Annotated in this window: 12 protein-coding genes; 5 read left to right on the top strand and 7 right to left on the bottom strand. The window is 61.4% G+C overall.

Annotated features, from left to right (window positions below):
• Nucleotides 1-6: 6 nt before the first annotated feature.
• The 7 genes from selB to BMY45_RS19820 all read right to left on the bottom strand — a co-directional run bounded on the left by selB (nt 7) and on the right by BMY45_RS19820 (nt 10,948).
• The gene (gene selB, locus BMY45_RS19855; protein WP_092400517.1) at nt 7-1,923 is read right to left on the bottom strand and encodes a selenocysteine-specific translation elongation factor; all 1,917 of its coding nucleotides are present in this window, start codon (nt 1,921-1,923) and stop codon (nt 7-9) included.
• Nucleotides 1,920-3,350 carry an L-seryl-tRNA(Sec) selenium transferase gene (selA, locus tag BMY45_RS19850; RefSeq protein ID WP_092400515.1) on the bottom strand — a complete coding sequence of 477 codons (1,431 nt, stop codon included), beginning with the start codon at nt 3,348-3,350 and terminating at the stop codon, nt 1,920-1,922. The genes selB and selA overlap by 4 nt, the downstream gene beginning before the upstream one ends.
• 79 nt (nt 3,351-3,429) lie before the next feature.
• Entirely contained in the window at nt 3,430-4,356 is a 927-nt protein-coding gene (fdhE, locus tag BMY45_RS19845) for a formate dehydrogenase accessory protein FdhE (protein WP_092400513.1), read from the bottom strand.
• A 4-nt stretch (nt 4,357-4,360) separates the two neighbouring features.
• Complete coding sequence (locus BMY45_RS19840; protein WP_092400511.1) at nt 4,361-5,014, bottom strand: formate dehydrogenase subunit gamma; 654 nt, start codon at nt 5,012-5,014, stop codon at nt 4,361-4,363.
• Complete coding sequence (gene fdxH, locus BMY45_RS19835) at nt 5,011-5,955, bottom strand: formate dehydrogenase subunit beta (protein ID WP_092400509.1); 945 nt, start codon at nt 5,953-5,955, stop codon at nt 5,011-5,013. Before fdxH ends, BMY45_RS19840 begins: the two co-directional genes overlap by 4 nt.
• Nucleotides 5,956-9,021 (bottom strand): formate dehydrogenase-N subunit alpha, encoded by a 3,066-nt coding sequence (gene fdnG, locus BMY45_RS19830; protein ID WP_143071675.1) that lies wholly within the window; start codon nt 9,019-9,021, stop codon nt 5,956-5,958.
• Between the two features lie 175 nt (nt 9,022-9,196).
• Nucleotides 9,197-10,948, bottom strand: coding sequence for a sulfatase-like hydrolase/transferase (locus tag BMY45_RS19820; protein WP_092400503.1), 1,752 nt, complete (start codon nt 10,946-10,948; stop codon nt 9,197-9,199).
• Nucleotides 10,949-11,326: 378 nt separating this feature from the next.
• On the opposite strand from BMY45_RS19820, the gene BMY45_RS19815 reads away from it, so the two are divergent.
• From BMY45_RS19815 to BMY45_RS19795, 5 genes are read left to right on the top strand one after another with little or no spacing between them, the layout of a single operon-like run.
• Nucleotides 11,327-12,691: a UDP-glucose dehydrogenase family protein gene (locus BMY45_RS19815; protein ID WP_092400501.1), complete on the top strand. Its 1,365-nt coding sequence runs from the start codon at nt 11,327-11,329 to the stop codon at nt 12,689-12,691.
• Nucleotides 12,688-13,758 (top strand): NAD-dependent epimerase, encoded by a 1,071-nt coding sequence (locus BMY45_RS19810; RefSeq protein WP_092400499.1) that lies wholly within the window; start codon nt 12,688-12,690, stop codon nt 13,756-13,758. The genes BMY45_RS19815 and BMY45_RS19810 overlap by 4 nt, the downstream gene beginning before the upstream one ends.
• On the top strand, nt 13,755-14,501 hold the full coding sequence (locus BMY45_RS19805; RefSeq protein ID WP_092400497.1) for a sugar transferase: 747 nt from the start codon (nt 13,755-13,757) through the stop codon (nt 14,499-14,501). The genes BMY45_RS19810 and BMY45_RS19805 overlap by 4 nt, the downstream gene beginning before the upstream one ends.
• Nucleotides 14,502-15,146: a CpsD/CapB family tyrosine-protein kinase gene (locus BMY45_RS19800; RefSeq protein WP_092400495.1), complete on the top strand. Its 645-nt coding sequence runs from the start codon at nt 14,502-14,504 to the stop codon at nt 15,144-15,146. It abuts the gene before it with no gap.
• 21 nt (nt 15,147-15,167) lie between these two features.
• Entirely contained in the window at nt 15,168-16,190 is a 1,023-nt protein-coding gene (locus tag BMY45_RS19795) for a polysaccharide biosynthesis/export family protein (protein ID WP_092400493.1), read from the top strand.
• Nucleotides 16,191-16,207 lie beyond the last annotated feature (17 nt).

Raw genomic sequence — 16,207 nt, 5'->3', positions numbered from 1 at the left:
TTGAACTCAGTCTTCTTGTTGGGCCAGTGCATTGTCGAGCCGGATGTGGCGCCGGTCGCCAAAGCGTCGGGTCAGGCCGATTCGGTCGAAGTACTCCAGAATCTGAATACTGCGCTTGCGCCCCAGGCCCACGGCATCGCGAAACGCGGTGACCTGAATCACCGGATCATCGCTGGCCAGTTGCACCAGCATAGCCGCCAATCGGCGCACCAGGGTCTCGGTATAAAACAAGTCACGGACCACTTGATGCATCAACCCCAAACGCGCCATCTTGCGCAGCAACAGGCGTACGGTGGCCTCTTCATGGCTCGTCGCTTTAGCCAGATCACGCACCCACGGCGGATCGAAACCCGCCTGTTCGAACAACGGCTGTAATTGTTGCCACAGGGTTTCATCGTCTTCGCTCAATCGCACTTGGTGATCGGGCAAGTGCAGCCAAGGGCCGCTGGCGACGATCGCACCGCTGGCCAGTAATTCGTTGAGCAGGCTGATAAAGGTCGGCCGGTCCAGCGCGGTGCCGGCGAAGCGACGCAGGCGATCCCTGTCTGGTCCCATTTGATCCGGTTCGAGTTGATGAAAGCGTGCCAGGTGTTCCAGCAGTGGCGCTTTCAAGGCCTCCCAGCGGGCGGCGCTGAACAACAACGGCCCTTGCCGCGTATCGATCAAGCGCACGTCATCGGGCAACACCCAGCTATCGCGCGGACGATTGAACTGGCGTTCCAGACGCTGCGGATCGAGCCCGGTGTCGCTGTTGGCCAGCAGCGCCGGCAGTGCGTCTTCCAGGCTGGTCGTGGTGGCCAGCGTCTTTAGCTGCGCCAATCTTTCGGGGCTACGGTGGTGTCGGGCCGGGGCGAACGGGTCAAGCACCCGGCCACCGCCGAGAGTGCGTTGAGCGCTTTGGTCGCGCAGGATCAAACGATCGCCCTTCACCGCCAGCACCGGCGCGTTCACCCGCAATTGCGCGAACATCTGCTCACCCGGTGCCAGGCTGACGCCCTCCAGCAAGACCACTCGCCCGGTCACGTCCTGAGTGCCGAGATGCACGTGCACTGGCTGAAAGTGCTCGAAGCTTCGCGCCTCGCTGACCAACAAGGTCATCTCGATATCCAGACGCTGGGGCGGCGCATGCAGCCATTCGGCCAACAACCATTGGCCCCGGTGAACCTGCTCCAGGGCCAAACGGTCGGCACTCAGGTTCAGCGCGACTCGCTGCCCGGCCGTTGCGCTGTCAGCCGCCTGATTCTGCGCATGCAGGCCTCGCACCCGCACCGGTTTGCCCAGCGGACTCAACATCAGCGTATCGCCCACGGCCACTTGGCCAGACAACGCGGTGCCGGTCACCACGATCCCGGCACCGGCCACACTGAAAGCCCGATCAATCGCCAGGCGAAAACCGCCGCTGGCGCTGCGTTGAAGCACCTCATGTTGCGCATCCAGCAAGGCGTTACGCAGTGTCTCGACGCCTTCGCCGGTCACACTCGACAGCGCGACTTTCGGCGCGCCGGCATAAGGTCCGGGTGCGAGCAATGCGTCGATCTGTTCCTGGACGGCTTGCACACGAGCAGGGTCGACGCGGTCGCATTTGGTGATTGCAATCAGTGCCCGAGGGATGCCCAGCAACTCGACAATCGCCAAATGTTCGCGGGTCTGAGGCATGACACCGTCATCGGCCGCCACCACCAACAACACCAGATCAATGCCCTGAGCACCGGCGAGCATGTTGTGGGTGAAGCGCTCATGGCCGGGGACGTCGATAAAACCGGTCAGCGCCGCGCCCGGCTCCAGCGCCGCGTAGATGTAGCCGAGGTCGATGGTCATGCCGCGTTCGCGTTCTTCCCGGCGACGGTCGCCAGCCTGGCCGGTCAGTGCCTGGAGCAAGGAGGTTTTGCCGTGATCGATGTGCCCCGCTGTGCCGACAATCACCCGTCCTGACCCTCCTCCTGCAGTTGATTGAGTTGGGCCAACCACGCGGCTTCGTCGTCGAGTTGGCGCAGGTCCAGCCAAAGCGCATCGCCGTCGATGCGCCCGAGCACGGGAATCGGCAGCCGACGAAACGCGGCTTCCAGCCCCATCAATCGCCGCCCGCGCAGACGTTTGGATACGTTGGGCCGCAGGCATAACGCAGCACTCGGTAAGCGCGCCACCGGTTGGCTGCCGCTGCCGATCATGCCCAGCGCTGGTACCGCGCTGATGCTCCAGCCGTCACCCAATACCTGTGCCAGTGGCGGTTGCAGGCGTTCGGCCTGGGCGAAGATGTCGGTTTGGGGGCGGGTCAGCAGGCGCAGACTCGGCAGGCGCTCGACCAACCGCTCAGGATCGCGGTACAGCGCCAATACGGCTTCGAGGGCTGCCAGGGTTAGCTTGTCGACCCGCAGTGCGCGCTTGAGCGGATTCTTCTTGATCTTCGCGATCAGGTCTTTGCGGCCGACTATCAACCCGGCCTGGGGACCGCCGAGCAGTTTGTCGCCGCTGAAGGTAACGATATCCGCGCCATCGATCAGGGCCTGGCGCACCGTCGGTTCGGCGGGCAGGCCCCAGCGAGTCAGGTCCAGCAGACTGCCGCTGCCCAAGTCTTCGAGCAGCGGCAGTCCGTGGCGGTGAGCCAACTCCGCCAATTCAGCCGTCGGCACCCGGGCAGTGAAACCTTCGATTGAGTAATTGCTCGCATGTACGCGCATCACCAGGCCACTGCGCGGACCGATGGCCGCCTCGTAATCGCGGGCATGGGTGCGGTTGGTGGTACCCACTTCGTGCAGCCGCACTCCGGCGCGGGCCATGATGTCGGGAATGCGGAAGGCGCCGCCGATTTCGATCAGTTCACCACGGGAAATGATGCCTTCCTTGCGCGCGCCCAGGCTGTTGAGCGTCAGCAATACGGCGGCGGCGTTGTTGTTGACCACGGTCACCGCTTCGGCGCCGGTCAGCTCGCGGACCAGGCCTTCGATCAGGTCGTCCCGGTCGCCACGCTTGCCGCTGTGCAGATCAAATTCCAGATTGAGCGGATAGCGGGCGGCGAGCTGAACGGCTTCGATAGCCGACTCCGGCAGCAACGCGCGCCCAAGGTTGGTGTGCAGCACCGTGCCGGTGAGGTTGAACACCCGCCGGACCTGGCTGCGATGCTGGATCGCCAGACGCTCACCCACCCTGCCCGCCAATACGTCGGGAGCTATTTCAACGGCAGCGAGTTCAACCTTGAGCATCGGCTCGCGCAGGTCCTCGAGCAGTTCCCGCAGGCCGGCCAGCAGCGCGTCACGCCCATAACGCTCAGCCAACACCTGGCAGGCGGGATGGCGCAGCAAGCTGTCGATGGAGGGCAGCCGCAAAACTGGGCTGGCGGAGGTTGCAGACATCAGAGGCTCCCGGAAGCGAATGACCGTCGCGTCTGAGTGTAGCCGCTGGGCTCATCGGGATAGGCTTAGGAGGACAGGCTCAGTCGCCTCCCGGCGCCAGCATCAGATTCGGCGATGGGCGCTGGTAGCCCTCCTGCTCCAGGCGCATGTCCAGCATCAGGCTGGACAGGTCTGCCGAGAGCGCTTCGGCTTCGGCGTCGTTTTCCAGGTAGCTCAGTTTCAGATAGCTGTTGCAGCCGGGGCAGACTTCCGCCCGCAACGGCGCCTGATTGGCAGTATGACGGTCATCCTCGAAGCTGACGTATCGAAGTCCCTTGCTCTGTTCGCAATACACGCACTTGACCCGCACCGCATGCCATTCGCAAGCGCACAACGAGCACACCAGATAACGCAAACCGTTGTATTTGCCGCGATGGCGAATCACTCCGGCCATCGCCGGTGAACCGCAGGCCGGGCATTGACTAAGACTGTCGCCGCGCTTGAGTTCAAGGTTCGGTGAACTCAGCAGCCAATGGCTCCAGGCCGCTTGCAGCGCTGCACCGAGGAACGGCACCAGCTCTGCCGGCAGCATTGAATACTGTCCGCTGACCAAGGCAATCGCCCACGCCTTGAGCATCCCCGGGTTGGCACTACGCAAAGTCGCCACGGCGTTTTCTACCGCCGTTTGTGGCGGTGGCTGATAGCGCTGCAACAACGCTTCGAGATACGGCAACCAAACGTTTTCGCGCACCAGACTGTCGGCGGCGAACGGTGGCAAACCATGTTCCACGCACACCCGAAGACGTTCGGGATCGGGCATGGCGGCCACGGGCGGCTCGTCCATCAATTTCTGCTGAGCGTGGCACAGCCCCGCGATCAAGCGCAGATAGGCCGCCATGGGATGCCCGTCGGCCAGGTGCTCCAGACGCAGCGCGCGCAAGGTGAACAGGTTATTCGGTGGCAGGTACAGAAACGGCGGTGAGCTCGCCGCCGCTTCTATCTGCCCAGGCTCAAGGATCGTGGCCACGGGGTCATCCTTTTTTGCTGATCGGTCGCTCAGGCGTCTCGTCTCGGGTCACTTCCCGGTACCAGAGTTCATGGTGTTTTTTCGCCCAGGCGCGACTGACTCTGCCACGCACCATTGCATGGACCGAACCACGAATCCAGATACCCGCATAGATGTGAATGATGATGCTCAGCACCAGGATGAACCCTGCCAGCGCATGCAGCAGCATCGCCCAGCGAATACTGGTGATGCCGAAGTACGCGCTGAACCAGGCACGCCAGATCACCAGCCCGCTGAACAGCAGCACCAGCATGCAGATCAGCAAGACCCAGAACAGCACTTTCTGCGCCGGGTTGTATTTGCCGATTGGCGGTACGCCCTCCTCCTCGTTACGCATGACCGTCCCGACGCGCGTGAGCCACAACCGGTCGTTGGCGCTGAAGTAATTCGCCCGCCAAAAACTGAACACCAGACCGAGGAACAGCACAAACATCGCCACGCCCATGTACGGATGCAGAATGCGCGTCCACGAACCGCCGCCAAACAGGTTGCTGAGCCAGAACAATCCCGGATGGAACAAGGCCAGCCCCGACAGCGCGGCCATGAAAAACAGAATCGCCACCAGCCAGTGATTGGTGCGCTGGTTGGAGGTGTAGCGCAGGATCGTTTTGTCGTTCATGGCCTGTCCTCCCCGCCGGGTTTCGTCGGATCAAAGGTGTGCACCGACGGATCGAATTCATGCACCGCCGGGTCGAGGGTGACTGGATGTTCGTCTTCCTCGACCCGTTGTGGCCCGACGCGCACGTAATGGAAGAACCCGGCCAGCACCGCCGCGCCCATGGCAAGCAACGCCAGGGGTTTGCTCAGGCCTTTCCACAGGTCCACCAACGGACTGATCACCGGGTGATCCGGCAACCCGGCATACAACCTGGGTGTGTCGGCATGGTGCAGCACATACATGACGTGCGTGCCGCCGACGCCTTCGGGATCATACAAACCGGCGTTTTCGAAACCGCGACTCTTGAGGTCGACGATACGTTCGGCGGCGTGCTCCTTCATGTCTTCCTTGCTGCCGAAAACGATGGCGCCAGTCGGGCAGGTTTTCACGCAGGCCGGCTCCAGCCCCACCGCCACCCGATCCGAACACAGCGTGCATTTATAAGCCTTGTGGTCCTTTTGCGAGATGCGCGGAATGTTGAACGGGCAACCGGTGATGCAATACCCGCAACCGATGCAATGGTCCTGATCGAAATCGACGATGCCGTTGACGTGTTTGATGATCGCGCCGGGGCTCGGGCACGCCGCCAGGCAGCCGGGCTCGGCGCAGTGCATGCAGCCGTCCTTGCGGATCAACCATTCGAGGTTACCGGCGTCGGTTTCATGCTCGGTAAAGCGCATCAAGGTCCAGGTGTCTGCGCTGAGGTCTTGAGGGTTGTCATAAGTGCCTAGGTTGTGACCGACATCGTCGCGCAGCTCGTTCCATTCCGAGCAGGCGACCTGGCAGGCCTTGCAGCCGATGCACTTGGTGGTATCGATCAGCTTGGCCACTGCCTCTTGCGTGCGCACCGAGGGCGGCATGGTGGTGGTGGCCGAACGGGCGATGATGTCTTGGCTGGCCATTTAGACTTTCTCCACGTTGACCAGGAACGACTTGGATTCCGGGGTCTGTGTGTTGCCATCGCCGAGGAACGGCACCAGGGTGTTGGTCAGGTAACCGTGACGGGTGGCGCCGGTGAAACCCCAGTGCAACGGGATACCGATCTGGTGCACCACTTGATTGTTGACCTGCAGCGGACGAATCCGCTTGGTCACCACCGCCACCGCTTCGATGTGCCCGCGCTTGGAACTGACCCGCACCCTGTCACCAGCAGCAATGCCTTTCTCCTTGGCCAGGACTTCGCCGATTTCGACAAACTGTTCGGGCTGGGTAATAGCGTTGATCGGGCAATGCTTGGACCAGAAATGGAAGTGTTCGGTCAGCCGGTAGCTGGTCGCCGCATAAGGGAAATCCTTGGCCTGCCCGAGCGTGTCCCAGACTGAATCGAAGATCCGCCCGGCCGGATTGCTGGTCGCCTGCTTGTTGTTGGGGTGCATCGGGTTGATGCCAATGGGCGTCTCGAACGGTTCATAGTGTTCCGGGAATGGCCCTTCGTTCATCTTGTCGAGGGCGAAGAAACGCGCCACGCCTTCTGGGTTCATGATGAACGGGTTGATGCCCGCTTCCGGTGCGGCGTCGGCCTTGTAATCGGGCACGTCGGTGCCGGTCCAGACCTTGCCGTTCCACCACACCAGCCGTTTGTTCGGGTCCCATGGTTTGCCTTGAGGGTCGCAAGAGGCACGGTTATAGAGAATCCGCCGGTTCATCGGCCAGGCCCAGGCCCACCCCGGGTTCTGCTTCATGCCGAAAGGATCGCTGTTGTCTCGCCGGGCCATCAGGTTGCCCTGCTCGGTCCAGCTGCCGCAGAAAATCCAGCACCCGGACGCCGTGCTGCCATCGTCCTTGAGTTGGCCGAAACCGGACAGTTGCTGACCCGTCTTGATTACCGCGCCTGAAGCGTCGGAGACATCGGATACGGCGTAGCCGTTGAATTCCCGGGCCAACTCTTCCGGCGCCGGGTCATCCGGCACTTTGTAGGGCCAGTCGAGCTTGAGGATCGGCTCGGCCCCGGCACCACCATTGGCCTGGTAACGCTTGCGCAGGCGCAAGAACAGCTCGGCCATGATCTTCACGTCCGTGCGCGCCTGCCCCGGGCCATCGGCACCCTTCCAGTGCCATTGCAGCCAACGACCGCTGTTGACCAGCGAACCGTTTTCTTCGGCGAAACAGGTGGTGGGCAGACGGATGACTTCGGTCTGGATCTCGACCGTTTGCACATCGTTGTAAGGGCCGGCGTTGCGCCAGAACTCCGAGGTTTCGGTGGCCAGTGGGTCCATCACCACCAGCCACTTGAGTTTGGCCAGCGCCTTCATTACCCGGTTCTTGTCCGGCAAGGCTGCGATCGGGTTGAAGCCCTGGCACATGTAGCCATTGACCTCGCCCTTGCCCATCATGTCGAACATTTTCAGGATGTCGTAGCCGGGAATGTCCAGTTTGGGCAGCCAGTCATAGCCCCAGTTATTCTCGGCAGTGGCATTGGCGCCGTACCAGGCTTTCATCAGGCTGACGTGAAACTTGCCGTAGTTCTGCCAGTAAGACATCTGCCCGGGACGCAGCGGCTTGAGTGCGCGCTTGGCGATGTAGGCGTTGTAATCCTGTTCGGCCTCGGCCGGCAGGGTCAGGTAACCGGGCAGCAGGTTGGACAGCAAGCCCAAGTCGGTCAGGCCCTGGATGTTGGAGTGCCCGCGCAGCGCATTGACGCCCCCGCCCGGCATGCCGACGTTGCCCAGCAGCAGTTGCACCATGGCCGCGCTGCGGATCATCTGCGAGCCGGTCGAATGCTGGGTCCAGCCCAGCGCGTAGAGAATCGTCATGGTTTTGCCCGGTTGCGAGCAGGTGGCGATCTCTTCCCAGATTTTCTGCATCGCATCCACGGGCATGCCGCAGACCTGACTGGTCAGCTCCAGGGTGTAGCGGCTGTAATGCTGCTTCATTAATTGATAGACGCAGCGTGGGTCTTGCAAGGTCGGGTCGACTTTGGCGAAACCGTCCTCGCCGATTTCGTAGCCCCAGCCGGACTTGTCGGTATAGATGCGCTTGCTCGCGTCGTAGCCGCTGAACAGCCCATCCTCGAAGCCGTAGTTGGCCTTGACGATGAATGACAGGTCCGTATAGGCGCGTACGTATTCGTGCTGGATCTTGTCTTCGGTCAGCAGGTAATTGATCAGCCCGCCCATGAAGGCAATGTCGGTGCCGGTGCGGATCGGCGCGTAATAATCGGCCACCGAGGCCGTACGGGTGAAACGCGGGTCGACCACAATCAGCCGCGCCTTGTTGTGGGCTTTGGCTTCGGTCACCCATTTGAAACCGCAAGGGTGCGCTTCGGCGGCGTTGCCACCCATCACCAGAACCAGATTCGCGTTGGCGATATCGGTCCAGTGGTTGGTCATGGCACCACGGCCATACGTCGGGGCAAGACTTGCCACCGTCGGGCCATGTCAGACACGTGCCTGGTTATCAAACCCCAGCATGCCGAGACTGCGAATCACCTTGTGGGTGATGTACCCCGCTTCGTTGGACGATGCCGACGCCGCAAGGAAACCGGTGGTCAGCCAGCGATTCACCGTTTGCCCCTGGGCGTTGTTCTCGATGAAATTGGCGTCGCGGTCGGCCTTCATCAGGTCGGCGATGCGATCCAGCGCTTCATCCCAGGAGATTCGCGTCCATTGCGTGGTGCCGGGCTTGCGCACCTGCGGGTACTGGAGACGAGTGGGGCTATGAATGAAATCGAGCAGCCCTGCGCCTTTGGGGCAGAGGGTGCCACGATTGACGGGATGGTCGGCATCGCCTTCTATGTGGATGATGCTCTGGGCGACATTCTTCGCATTGTCACCCAGGCTGTACATGATCAAACCGCAACCGACCGAGCAGTACGGGCAGGTGTTGCGGGTTTCATGGGTATGGGCGAGCTTGAAATGACGCACTTGTTCGGCGAAAGCTGGCGTCGGGGCCATGCCCAGCGCGCCGAGGCTTGAGCCCGCAAGGCCGAGACCAGCGACCTTGAAGAACTGACGACGGTTGAGGTCCATCGTGCACTCCTGATCAGGTGGAAACCCGGTGCATTGGCCGGATTTTTCTGGACGATCACGGTGACGGCAACGGAACTACCGTCACTTCAAACTGTAGACAATGCTGTTTTTTGTGGTGGAAAAACCGACCGTCGGGTAATGCTGCCAGCCAGCCAGACACATAATTAACGAAGATCTACTGTGGGAGCGAACCGGCTCGCGATGACGGCGGCACATTCAACAGCGGTGCCGACTGCCCCGCCGCCATCTCGGCTTGAACCGGACCCGGTGTGACAATCTGCTTGAGATCGATATGTTTCCATTCAGGCGTCGCCCCCAGCCGCGCATTGAAGCGGTAGTTGAAGGTAAAGGCGTCTTCGGTCGGCTGGCTCAGGGATTTTCCATAAGTCGCTTCAACACCGGCCGGGTCGTACCCCATCAACTGCAACAGCGTCGGGAAGATGTTGTAGTGGCTGGAGCGGTCCTTGTTCTGTGCCCACGCCCGCTGCCAATCCAGGGTCTGCAACCGCGCGCCTTCTATGACCACCAGCGGCACAAGCCCTTCCTCCGCCACCGGGTCACCACCGCAGTGGGTATTGAGCCCGGGGTTGCCGCGCTCGTGAAGGTCCTGACCGTGGTCGGAGGTGTAGATCAGCACGGCGTTGCCTAAATCGGCCTGCTGGAAGATCCGCCTGAAGAACTCTCCGACATTCCACAGCAAAGTGTTCTGGTAAGCGTTGCGGTATAGCTCCCAGTCACGGGTCCGGCCATCAAAACCGTCACGCTGGCCGGTGTCGGCGACTTCGAGAAAGCGCCCACGCGGCAGTGCGGGACGATAGCTCATGAACTCATCCGGGTATTTGTCGTGCACCGGAAAATGCGCACCGAGCTTGTTCACCACCACCAGTTCGGCCCGGTCATTGCCCAGTCGCTCGATCAGTTGCGTGGCAACCGCCATGTCCCGCTCGAACACCGGGGTGCGGTCGAACTGCACGAAGTCGTCGATATCGTTTTTTTCGGTCTCGGTCATCAGGTTCTGAAGGTGACCACCGGTACGCTGGGCGTCGATATAGACCGTGCGCAACCCGGCGTTTTTAGCGTATTGCCAGATCGACGGCAACGTGCTGTTGATGCGCACGTAATCGGCTCGGGTGCCACCGTAACGCAAGGTGACGTTGGTGTCGGCGCTGCAGTTGGCAATGGAAGCGGCGTAACCGAAATTGAACACCTGCACCCCATCGGGCGGCGTCTTGAGGCCCGTGTGCACGCCGAACGGCGTATTGATATCCAGATAATTTCCAGCAACGCTTTCATCGATGATCAGCACAATATCATGCTCGATCGCCGAAGTTTGCCGCGCCAGGCGAATCGACTCCCGAGGGCCGACAGTGTTGTGCAGGGCTTCGTAAACGAACAGATTCAGATAGGCCAGTGGTGTGTACATCACCGGCAGCCCCCGCGCGCCCTCGCCCGCCCGGACGAACAGGACTCCACTGAGCAACAACACGCCCAACACAGGCGCGGCGATAGGCAAATAACCGGGCAATGACACCGACCGCCGAGGCTTGAGACCCAGTCCCAACAGCAGCAACAGGCCACCGGTGGCGGCGCTGACAATCACTTCGCGGTACTGCGAAGCCGCCTCCCCGATAAAACCACCCGAATACACCAGCGACACAAACTGGCTGTACGTCAGGTAGCTGTCGGTCACCCGCGTGTAAACCTCGAAGAACACCGCCGAACCAAACATTGCCAGTGCGAACAGGTGACGCACGAAGGTCTGGCGAATGTAAGCACTCATCCACAGCGCCACCACCAATACCACGAACATCGCACCGAACAGCAACGTGGCGAAACCCAAACCCAAGGCATTCAGACGGTCAAGGTAATAGTCATATCCCCTGATCAGGTAGAGCACCAGCAACAGTTCCTTGAGGTATCGGAGCATGTGTTTCTCGGCGATAGGGCGGCGTTGGAGAGAGGGTCGTTTTCTGCACGTTAGCAGCGGCTTTGCAAAGCGCAAGAAAAGGGATGAACGGCTAATGCGTCAAAAAAAAGTTAGCCCAAAAATGACACGCTTTAAGCCCGTCAAACGTAAAAATCTATGAATAAATACCGTTCATCGCCTAGTTAAACGCCGTTAAAGCCCTTTAAAAACGGCACTTTTCTAAACCAGTCAATGACTTGATATCAAAAGGCCAAGCTCCGTCGAGTTTGCCAACACTGACAACTGTCATTTTGCTGACACGCTTTTCTGAAGCTGCGCTATACCCCTCTAAACAGTTTCATCCGAGTTACATCAACCGTCTTGCGAGGCGCGCCAAAAATGGACGTGAGCGTATTTGGTACGGGGTATGTGGGATTGATTCAAGCGGCTGCGTTGGCTGACGTCGGCCACCGCGTTTTGTGCATCGACATTGACCCCAACAAGATTCGTCAGCTGCAGCAAGCGGTGCCACCGATCAGCGAGCCTGGGTTGTCCGAACTGCTCGAAGAGAACATCAAGAGTGGCCGGCTGCTGTTCAGTGATCAGGCCAGCGATGCGGTCAATCACGGCGAACTGATTTTCATCGCGGTAGGTACGCCAGCCGATGAAGACGGTTCGGCAGACCTGAGCCATGTACTGGCGGTCACCCGCCAGATCGCTGACTTCATGGACAGCGACCGCACCTTGATCATCAAGTCCACGGTACCGGTCGGCACCGCCGACAAGGTCGCCGAATGTGCCCGTCAGGCGTTGGCTCGCCGAGGTCTGAAACAGCTGAACGTGCGGGTGGTGTCCAACCCCGAGTTTCTCAAGGAAGGCAGCGCCCTGGCCGACTGCATGCGCCCGGACCGGATCATCATCGGCACCGCCGACCCGCTGGCCCGCGATCAGATGAGCGAGCTGTATGCGCCCTTTTGCCGTAACCGCGAAAAACTGATGTTCATGGACAACCGCAGCGCCGAACTGACCAAGTACGCGGCCAACGCCATGCTCGCCACCCGCATCAGCTTCATGAACGAACTGGCCAATCTCACCGAAAGGCTGGGCGCCGACATCGAAGCGGTACGCAAGGGTATCGGTTCGGACCCTCGCATCGGTTATCACTTCATCTACCCCGGATGCGGCTTCGGCGGTTCATGCTTTCCCAAGGACCTGCGCGCGCTGCTGCATACCGCCGAACAGAGCGGCATGCCCCTGCGCCTGCTGCGCAGTGTCACCGACGTCAACGACAGCCAGCGGCACATTCTCTTCGAGAAACTGACGCAACAGTTCTCCGGTGGCCTGGCCGGCAAGTCGATTGCGATTTGGGGCCTGGCTTTCAAACCCAATACCGATGACATGCGCGAAGCCCCCAGCCGCTACCTGATGGAGGCGCTGTGGCGCGAAGGCGCTCGGGTCCATGCCTACGACCCGGAGGCCATGTCCGAATGCCGCCGCCTCTATGGCTACCGCAAAGACCTGAACCTGTGCGCCACCCGCGACGACACCCTGGAGGATGCAGACGCCCTGGTGATCTGCACCGAGTGGAAGAACTTCCGGGTCGTGGATTTCGCTCTGTTGGCCAACAAGTTGCGCGCCCGGGTCATCATCGATGGCCGCAACCTGTACAACCCCGAACACCTGGCCGCCGCCGGCCTCCTGTATCGCGGCATCGGGTTGCGTCACACCGTGCCCAGCACTCTGCCCCAGGGGCCACGGGCGTGAACATTCTGGTGACCGGCGCAGCCGGTTTCATCGGCGCCCATTGCGTGCTGCGGCTGCTGCGCGACGGCCATCAGGTGTGGGGGTTGGACAACTTCAACGACTACTACGACCCGCAGCTCAAGCACGATCGCGTGGCATGGGTGAAGGACCAGGCTGGGGACTTTACGTTGGCACGGGTGGACCTGACCGACGCCTCGGCCATCGATGAGTTGTTCCAGTCACACCGCCCCGACGTGGTGATTCATCTCGCCGCCCAAGCCGGCGTGCGTTATTCCCTGGAGAATCCCCGGGCCTACGTCGACAGCAATCTCACCGGGTTCCTGAACATTCTGGAAAGCTGCCGTCGCCATCCGGTCAAGCACCTGATCTACGCCTCCTCAAGCTCGGTGTATGGCGCTAACCAGCGCACACCTTACTCAGTACAGGACGGCGTGGACCATCCGCTGTCGCTGTATGCGGCCAGCAAGAAAGCCAACGAGTTGATGGCCCACAGTTACAGCCATCTGTTTGGCATTCCGTGCACCGGCCTGCGGTTTTTCACGGTGTACGGCCCCTGGGGCCGGCCGGACATGTCGCCGATCCAGTTCGCCCGCGCCATCGCCGAAGGCCGCGTGTTGCAGTTGTTCAACCATGGCGAGCACCAGCGCGATTTCACCTACATCGACGACATCGTCGAAAGCATCGCCCGGCTGATCGAACGCCCGCCCCATGCCACGCCACAGTGGGATCGCGATCAACCGGACCCGGCCACCAGCGCGGCGCCCTGGCGGATCTACAACATCGGAGGGCAGCACCCGGTGGCGCTGCGCACCTATGTAGCGCTGCTGGAAAAGCACTTGGGGCAAACCGCCCGGATCGAACTGCTGCCCCTGCAGCCGGGGGACGTGTTGAACACCTGCGCCGATGCCAGCGACTTGGCACGGGCCACCGGTTTTCAGCCGCGCATCGAGCTGGACGAGGGCCTCGGCCGCTTCATCGACTGGTTCCTCGATTACTACGCCCTGCCTATCGCCGACACCGCTTGCAGCCAAACGCTTGCGACCAACCTTCAGCGGAGGAGTCTATGACCCGACATGAACAAAGCATCCCTATCACCGCCCGCGGGGGCGACAAGCGTGTCGATCCCGAGCACCGCCGACGCCTGGACGCGGCCATCCATCGTCAGGGTCGTGGCTGGCTGACCGGTCGCGACGGCGGTCGACCCTGGACGGTCTCACGCACCAATCGGGTGGTGGCCTGTCTCGGCGCGCTGTCGATCCTGGTGCTGCTCAGCCCGCTGCTGCTGGGCCTGGCACTGCTGATCAAGTTCTCAAGCCCCGGTCCCGTGCTGTTCGTGCAGAAACGCACCGGATACCGCGGCCGGGTCTTTGGCATGTACAAGTTTCGCACCATGGTGGCTGATGCCGAGGCGCTCAAGGAGTCACTGCGCCACCTCAACAAGCACGGCGCCGATGCCATCGACTTCAAGATCGACAACGACCCGCGCATCACCCCCGTCGGCCGGTTCCTGCGACGCAGCAGCCTCGACGAGTTACCCAACCTGATCAATGTGGTGACCGGCGACATGCGCCTGGTCGGCCCGCGGCCGACCTCGTTCAACGCCTACCGCTACAAGGACAACCATCTTGTCCGCCTGAGCATCTACCCCGGCCTGACCGGCCTGTGGCAGATCTCCGGGCGCAGCAATATCGACTTCGACCAGCGCGTGGAACTGGACCTCAGCTACATCGCTGAACAAAGCCTGTTGCTGGACTTGAAGATCCTGATGATCACCCCTTTCAAAGTTTTCAGCGGCCACGGAGCGAGTTAAATGGACGGTTCAACCAATATCCTGAGCATCGCAAGCCCGAGCGAGACCAACCTGACCTCAACCGTGCTTGACCCATCCATACGGATTCTGCTTCTGACGGCCGCCAACACCGGCACCGGAACCAGTACCAGTGCCATGGCCCTGGCCGCTCAACTGGCGCAGATGAGCAGCGGCCGCGTACTGCTGGTGGACGCCAGCCAGTCGCCGCGCAACCTCAGCCAGCAATTGTCGCTGCACAAGGAGCGCGGCTTCAGCGACCTGCTGTTCAACAGCCTCGCACCGCCCTTGTTGCAGGACTGCGTGGTGCAGACCTCCAGCCTGCCCTTCGACGTGCTGCCCAACGGTCGTCTGGGGCGCAATGCCGAGCGCCTGAACCCCGAGCAGCTTCGCCCGTTGTTCAAGCAACTGGCCGGGCAGTACCGCTTTGTGGTGATCGACGCTGACGCGGTGTACTCGGCCTCCGACACCCTGGTCATGAGCACCCAGGTGGACGGCGTGGTGCTGGTGGTACGCGGTGAAGACACCCGCTGGGAGGTGGCCCAGGCCGCTCGCCTGCGTCTGACCCAGGCCGGTGCCAAGGTGGTGGGCAGCGTGTTCAACCGCCGCAAGTACTACATGCCCAAGTGGCTCTACAACAACCTGTAAGCCTGCAAAAAGGATGACGAGATGAACGCCAGATTGCTTGTCCTGCTGCTGTTGCCGCTTGCCGGTTGCACCAGCCACACCGAAACCCGCTCCATGCCGGTGCAGATCCTCACGGCCGCACCGGCCAACGCCCAGGCCACTGACATGCCCCGGGTCGAACAGACCTTGCGTCCCCAGGATGTGCTGGATGTGATCTTTCACATCAGCACCAGCGGGTCGGATGCCTACCGGGTCCAGCCAGGTGACCAGGTGGCCTTGAACTTCACCGCCGCCAGCCAGCTCAACGGCGCACAACAGGTCATGCCCGACGGCACTATCGAACTGCCGGGGGCCAACACCTCGGTAAAAATCGCCGGCCTGACCACGGACGAGGCACGCCTGGAGGTACAGCGTGCCTATGACCGCAAAATGTTGTTCCAGCCCAACCGCAATCAATTGACGGTGCAGGTCACCAGCCCGTTGAGCAACGAGACAAAACTGCGCAACACCCTGACCCACCCGGGCACCGGCATGAGTCGGGAGATCACCGTGGGCACCGACGGCTACGCCAGTTTTCCGGAAATCGGCTCCGTGCCGCTGCAAGGCATGACCGTCAACCAGCTGGAAACCTTCCTCAATGAACGCTACGCCAAACTGCCAGGACGCATGTCCGTCAATGTGCTGCTCAAGTCCACCGCGGGTAACGAAATCTATGTTCTGGGCGAAGTCGCCCAACCCGGTTCCTATCCGATCCGTCGGCCAGTCTCGGTCCTTGAGGCGCTGACCATGGCCCGGGGCTCGAACATCAAGGCGCGGCTCGATTCGGTGGTGATCATGCGCCGCAACGGTAATCAGGTCGAAGCGCGCAGCTACGACGTGGAGAAGGCACTGGACGGTGACGCGTCGCAAATTGCCTACCTGCAACCGGACGACATGCTCTACGTGCCCAAGACCAAGCTGGCCAGCGCCGGCGAACTGGCCCGGCAATTGGCCGACGTGGTGCTGTTTCAGGGCGTGGGGTTCAGCTTCGGCTACCGCGTCGACAACAAAGGCAGCGACAACTGAAACTCAGGTGATTGATC

This window comes from Pseudomonas sp. NFACC39-1 (assembly GCF_900110355.1).
GTDB lineage: Bacteria > Pseudomonadota > Gammaproteobacteria > Pseudomonadales > Pseudomonadaceae > Aquipseudomonas > Aquipseudomonas tehranensis.
This window is presented reverse-complemented; position numbering and strand designations above follow the sequence as displayed.

What these genes read in the sequence shown, in the direction of transcription:
- BMY45_RS19795 (WP_092400493.1), top strand. Translation starts at nt 15,168, where the DNA reads ATGAACGCCAGATTGCTTGTCCTGCTGCTGTTGCCGCTTGCCGGTTGC.
- BMY45_RS19840 (WP_092400511.1), bottom strand. Translation starts at nt 5,014, where the DNA reads ATGAACGACAAAACGATCCTGCGCTACACCTCCAACCAGCGCACCAAT.
- selA (WP_092400515.1), bottom strand. Translation starts at nt 3,350, where the DNA reads ATGTCTGCAACCTCCGCCAGCCCAGTTTTGCGGCTGCCCTCCATCGAC.
- BMY45_RS19815 (WP_092400501.1), top strand. Translation starts at nt 11,327, where the DNA reads ATGGACGTGAGCGTATTTGGTACGGGGTATGTGGGATTGATTCAAGCG.
- fdxH (WP_092400509.1), bottom strand. Translation starts at nt 5,955, where the DNA reads ATGGCCAGCCAAGACATCATCGCCCGTTCGGCCACCACCACCATGCCG.
- BMY45_RS19820 (WP_092400503.1), bottom strand. Translation starts at nt 10,948, where the DNA reads ATGCTCCGATACCTCAAGGAACTGTTGCTGGTGCTCTACCTGATCAGG.
- BMY45_RS19805 (WP_092400497.1), top strand. Translation starts at nt 13,755, where the DNA reads ATGACCCGACATGAACAAAGCATCCCTATCACCGCCCGCGGGGGCGAC.
- BMY45_RS19800 (WP_092400495.1), top strand. Translation starts at nt 14,502, where the DNA reads ATGGACGGTTCAACCAATATCCTGAGCATCGCAAGCCCGAGCGAGACC.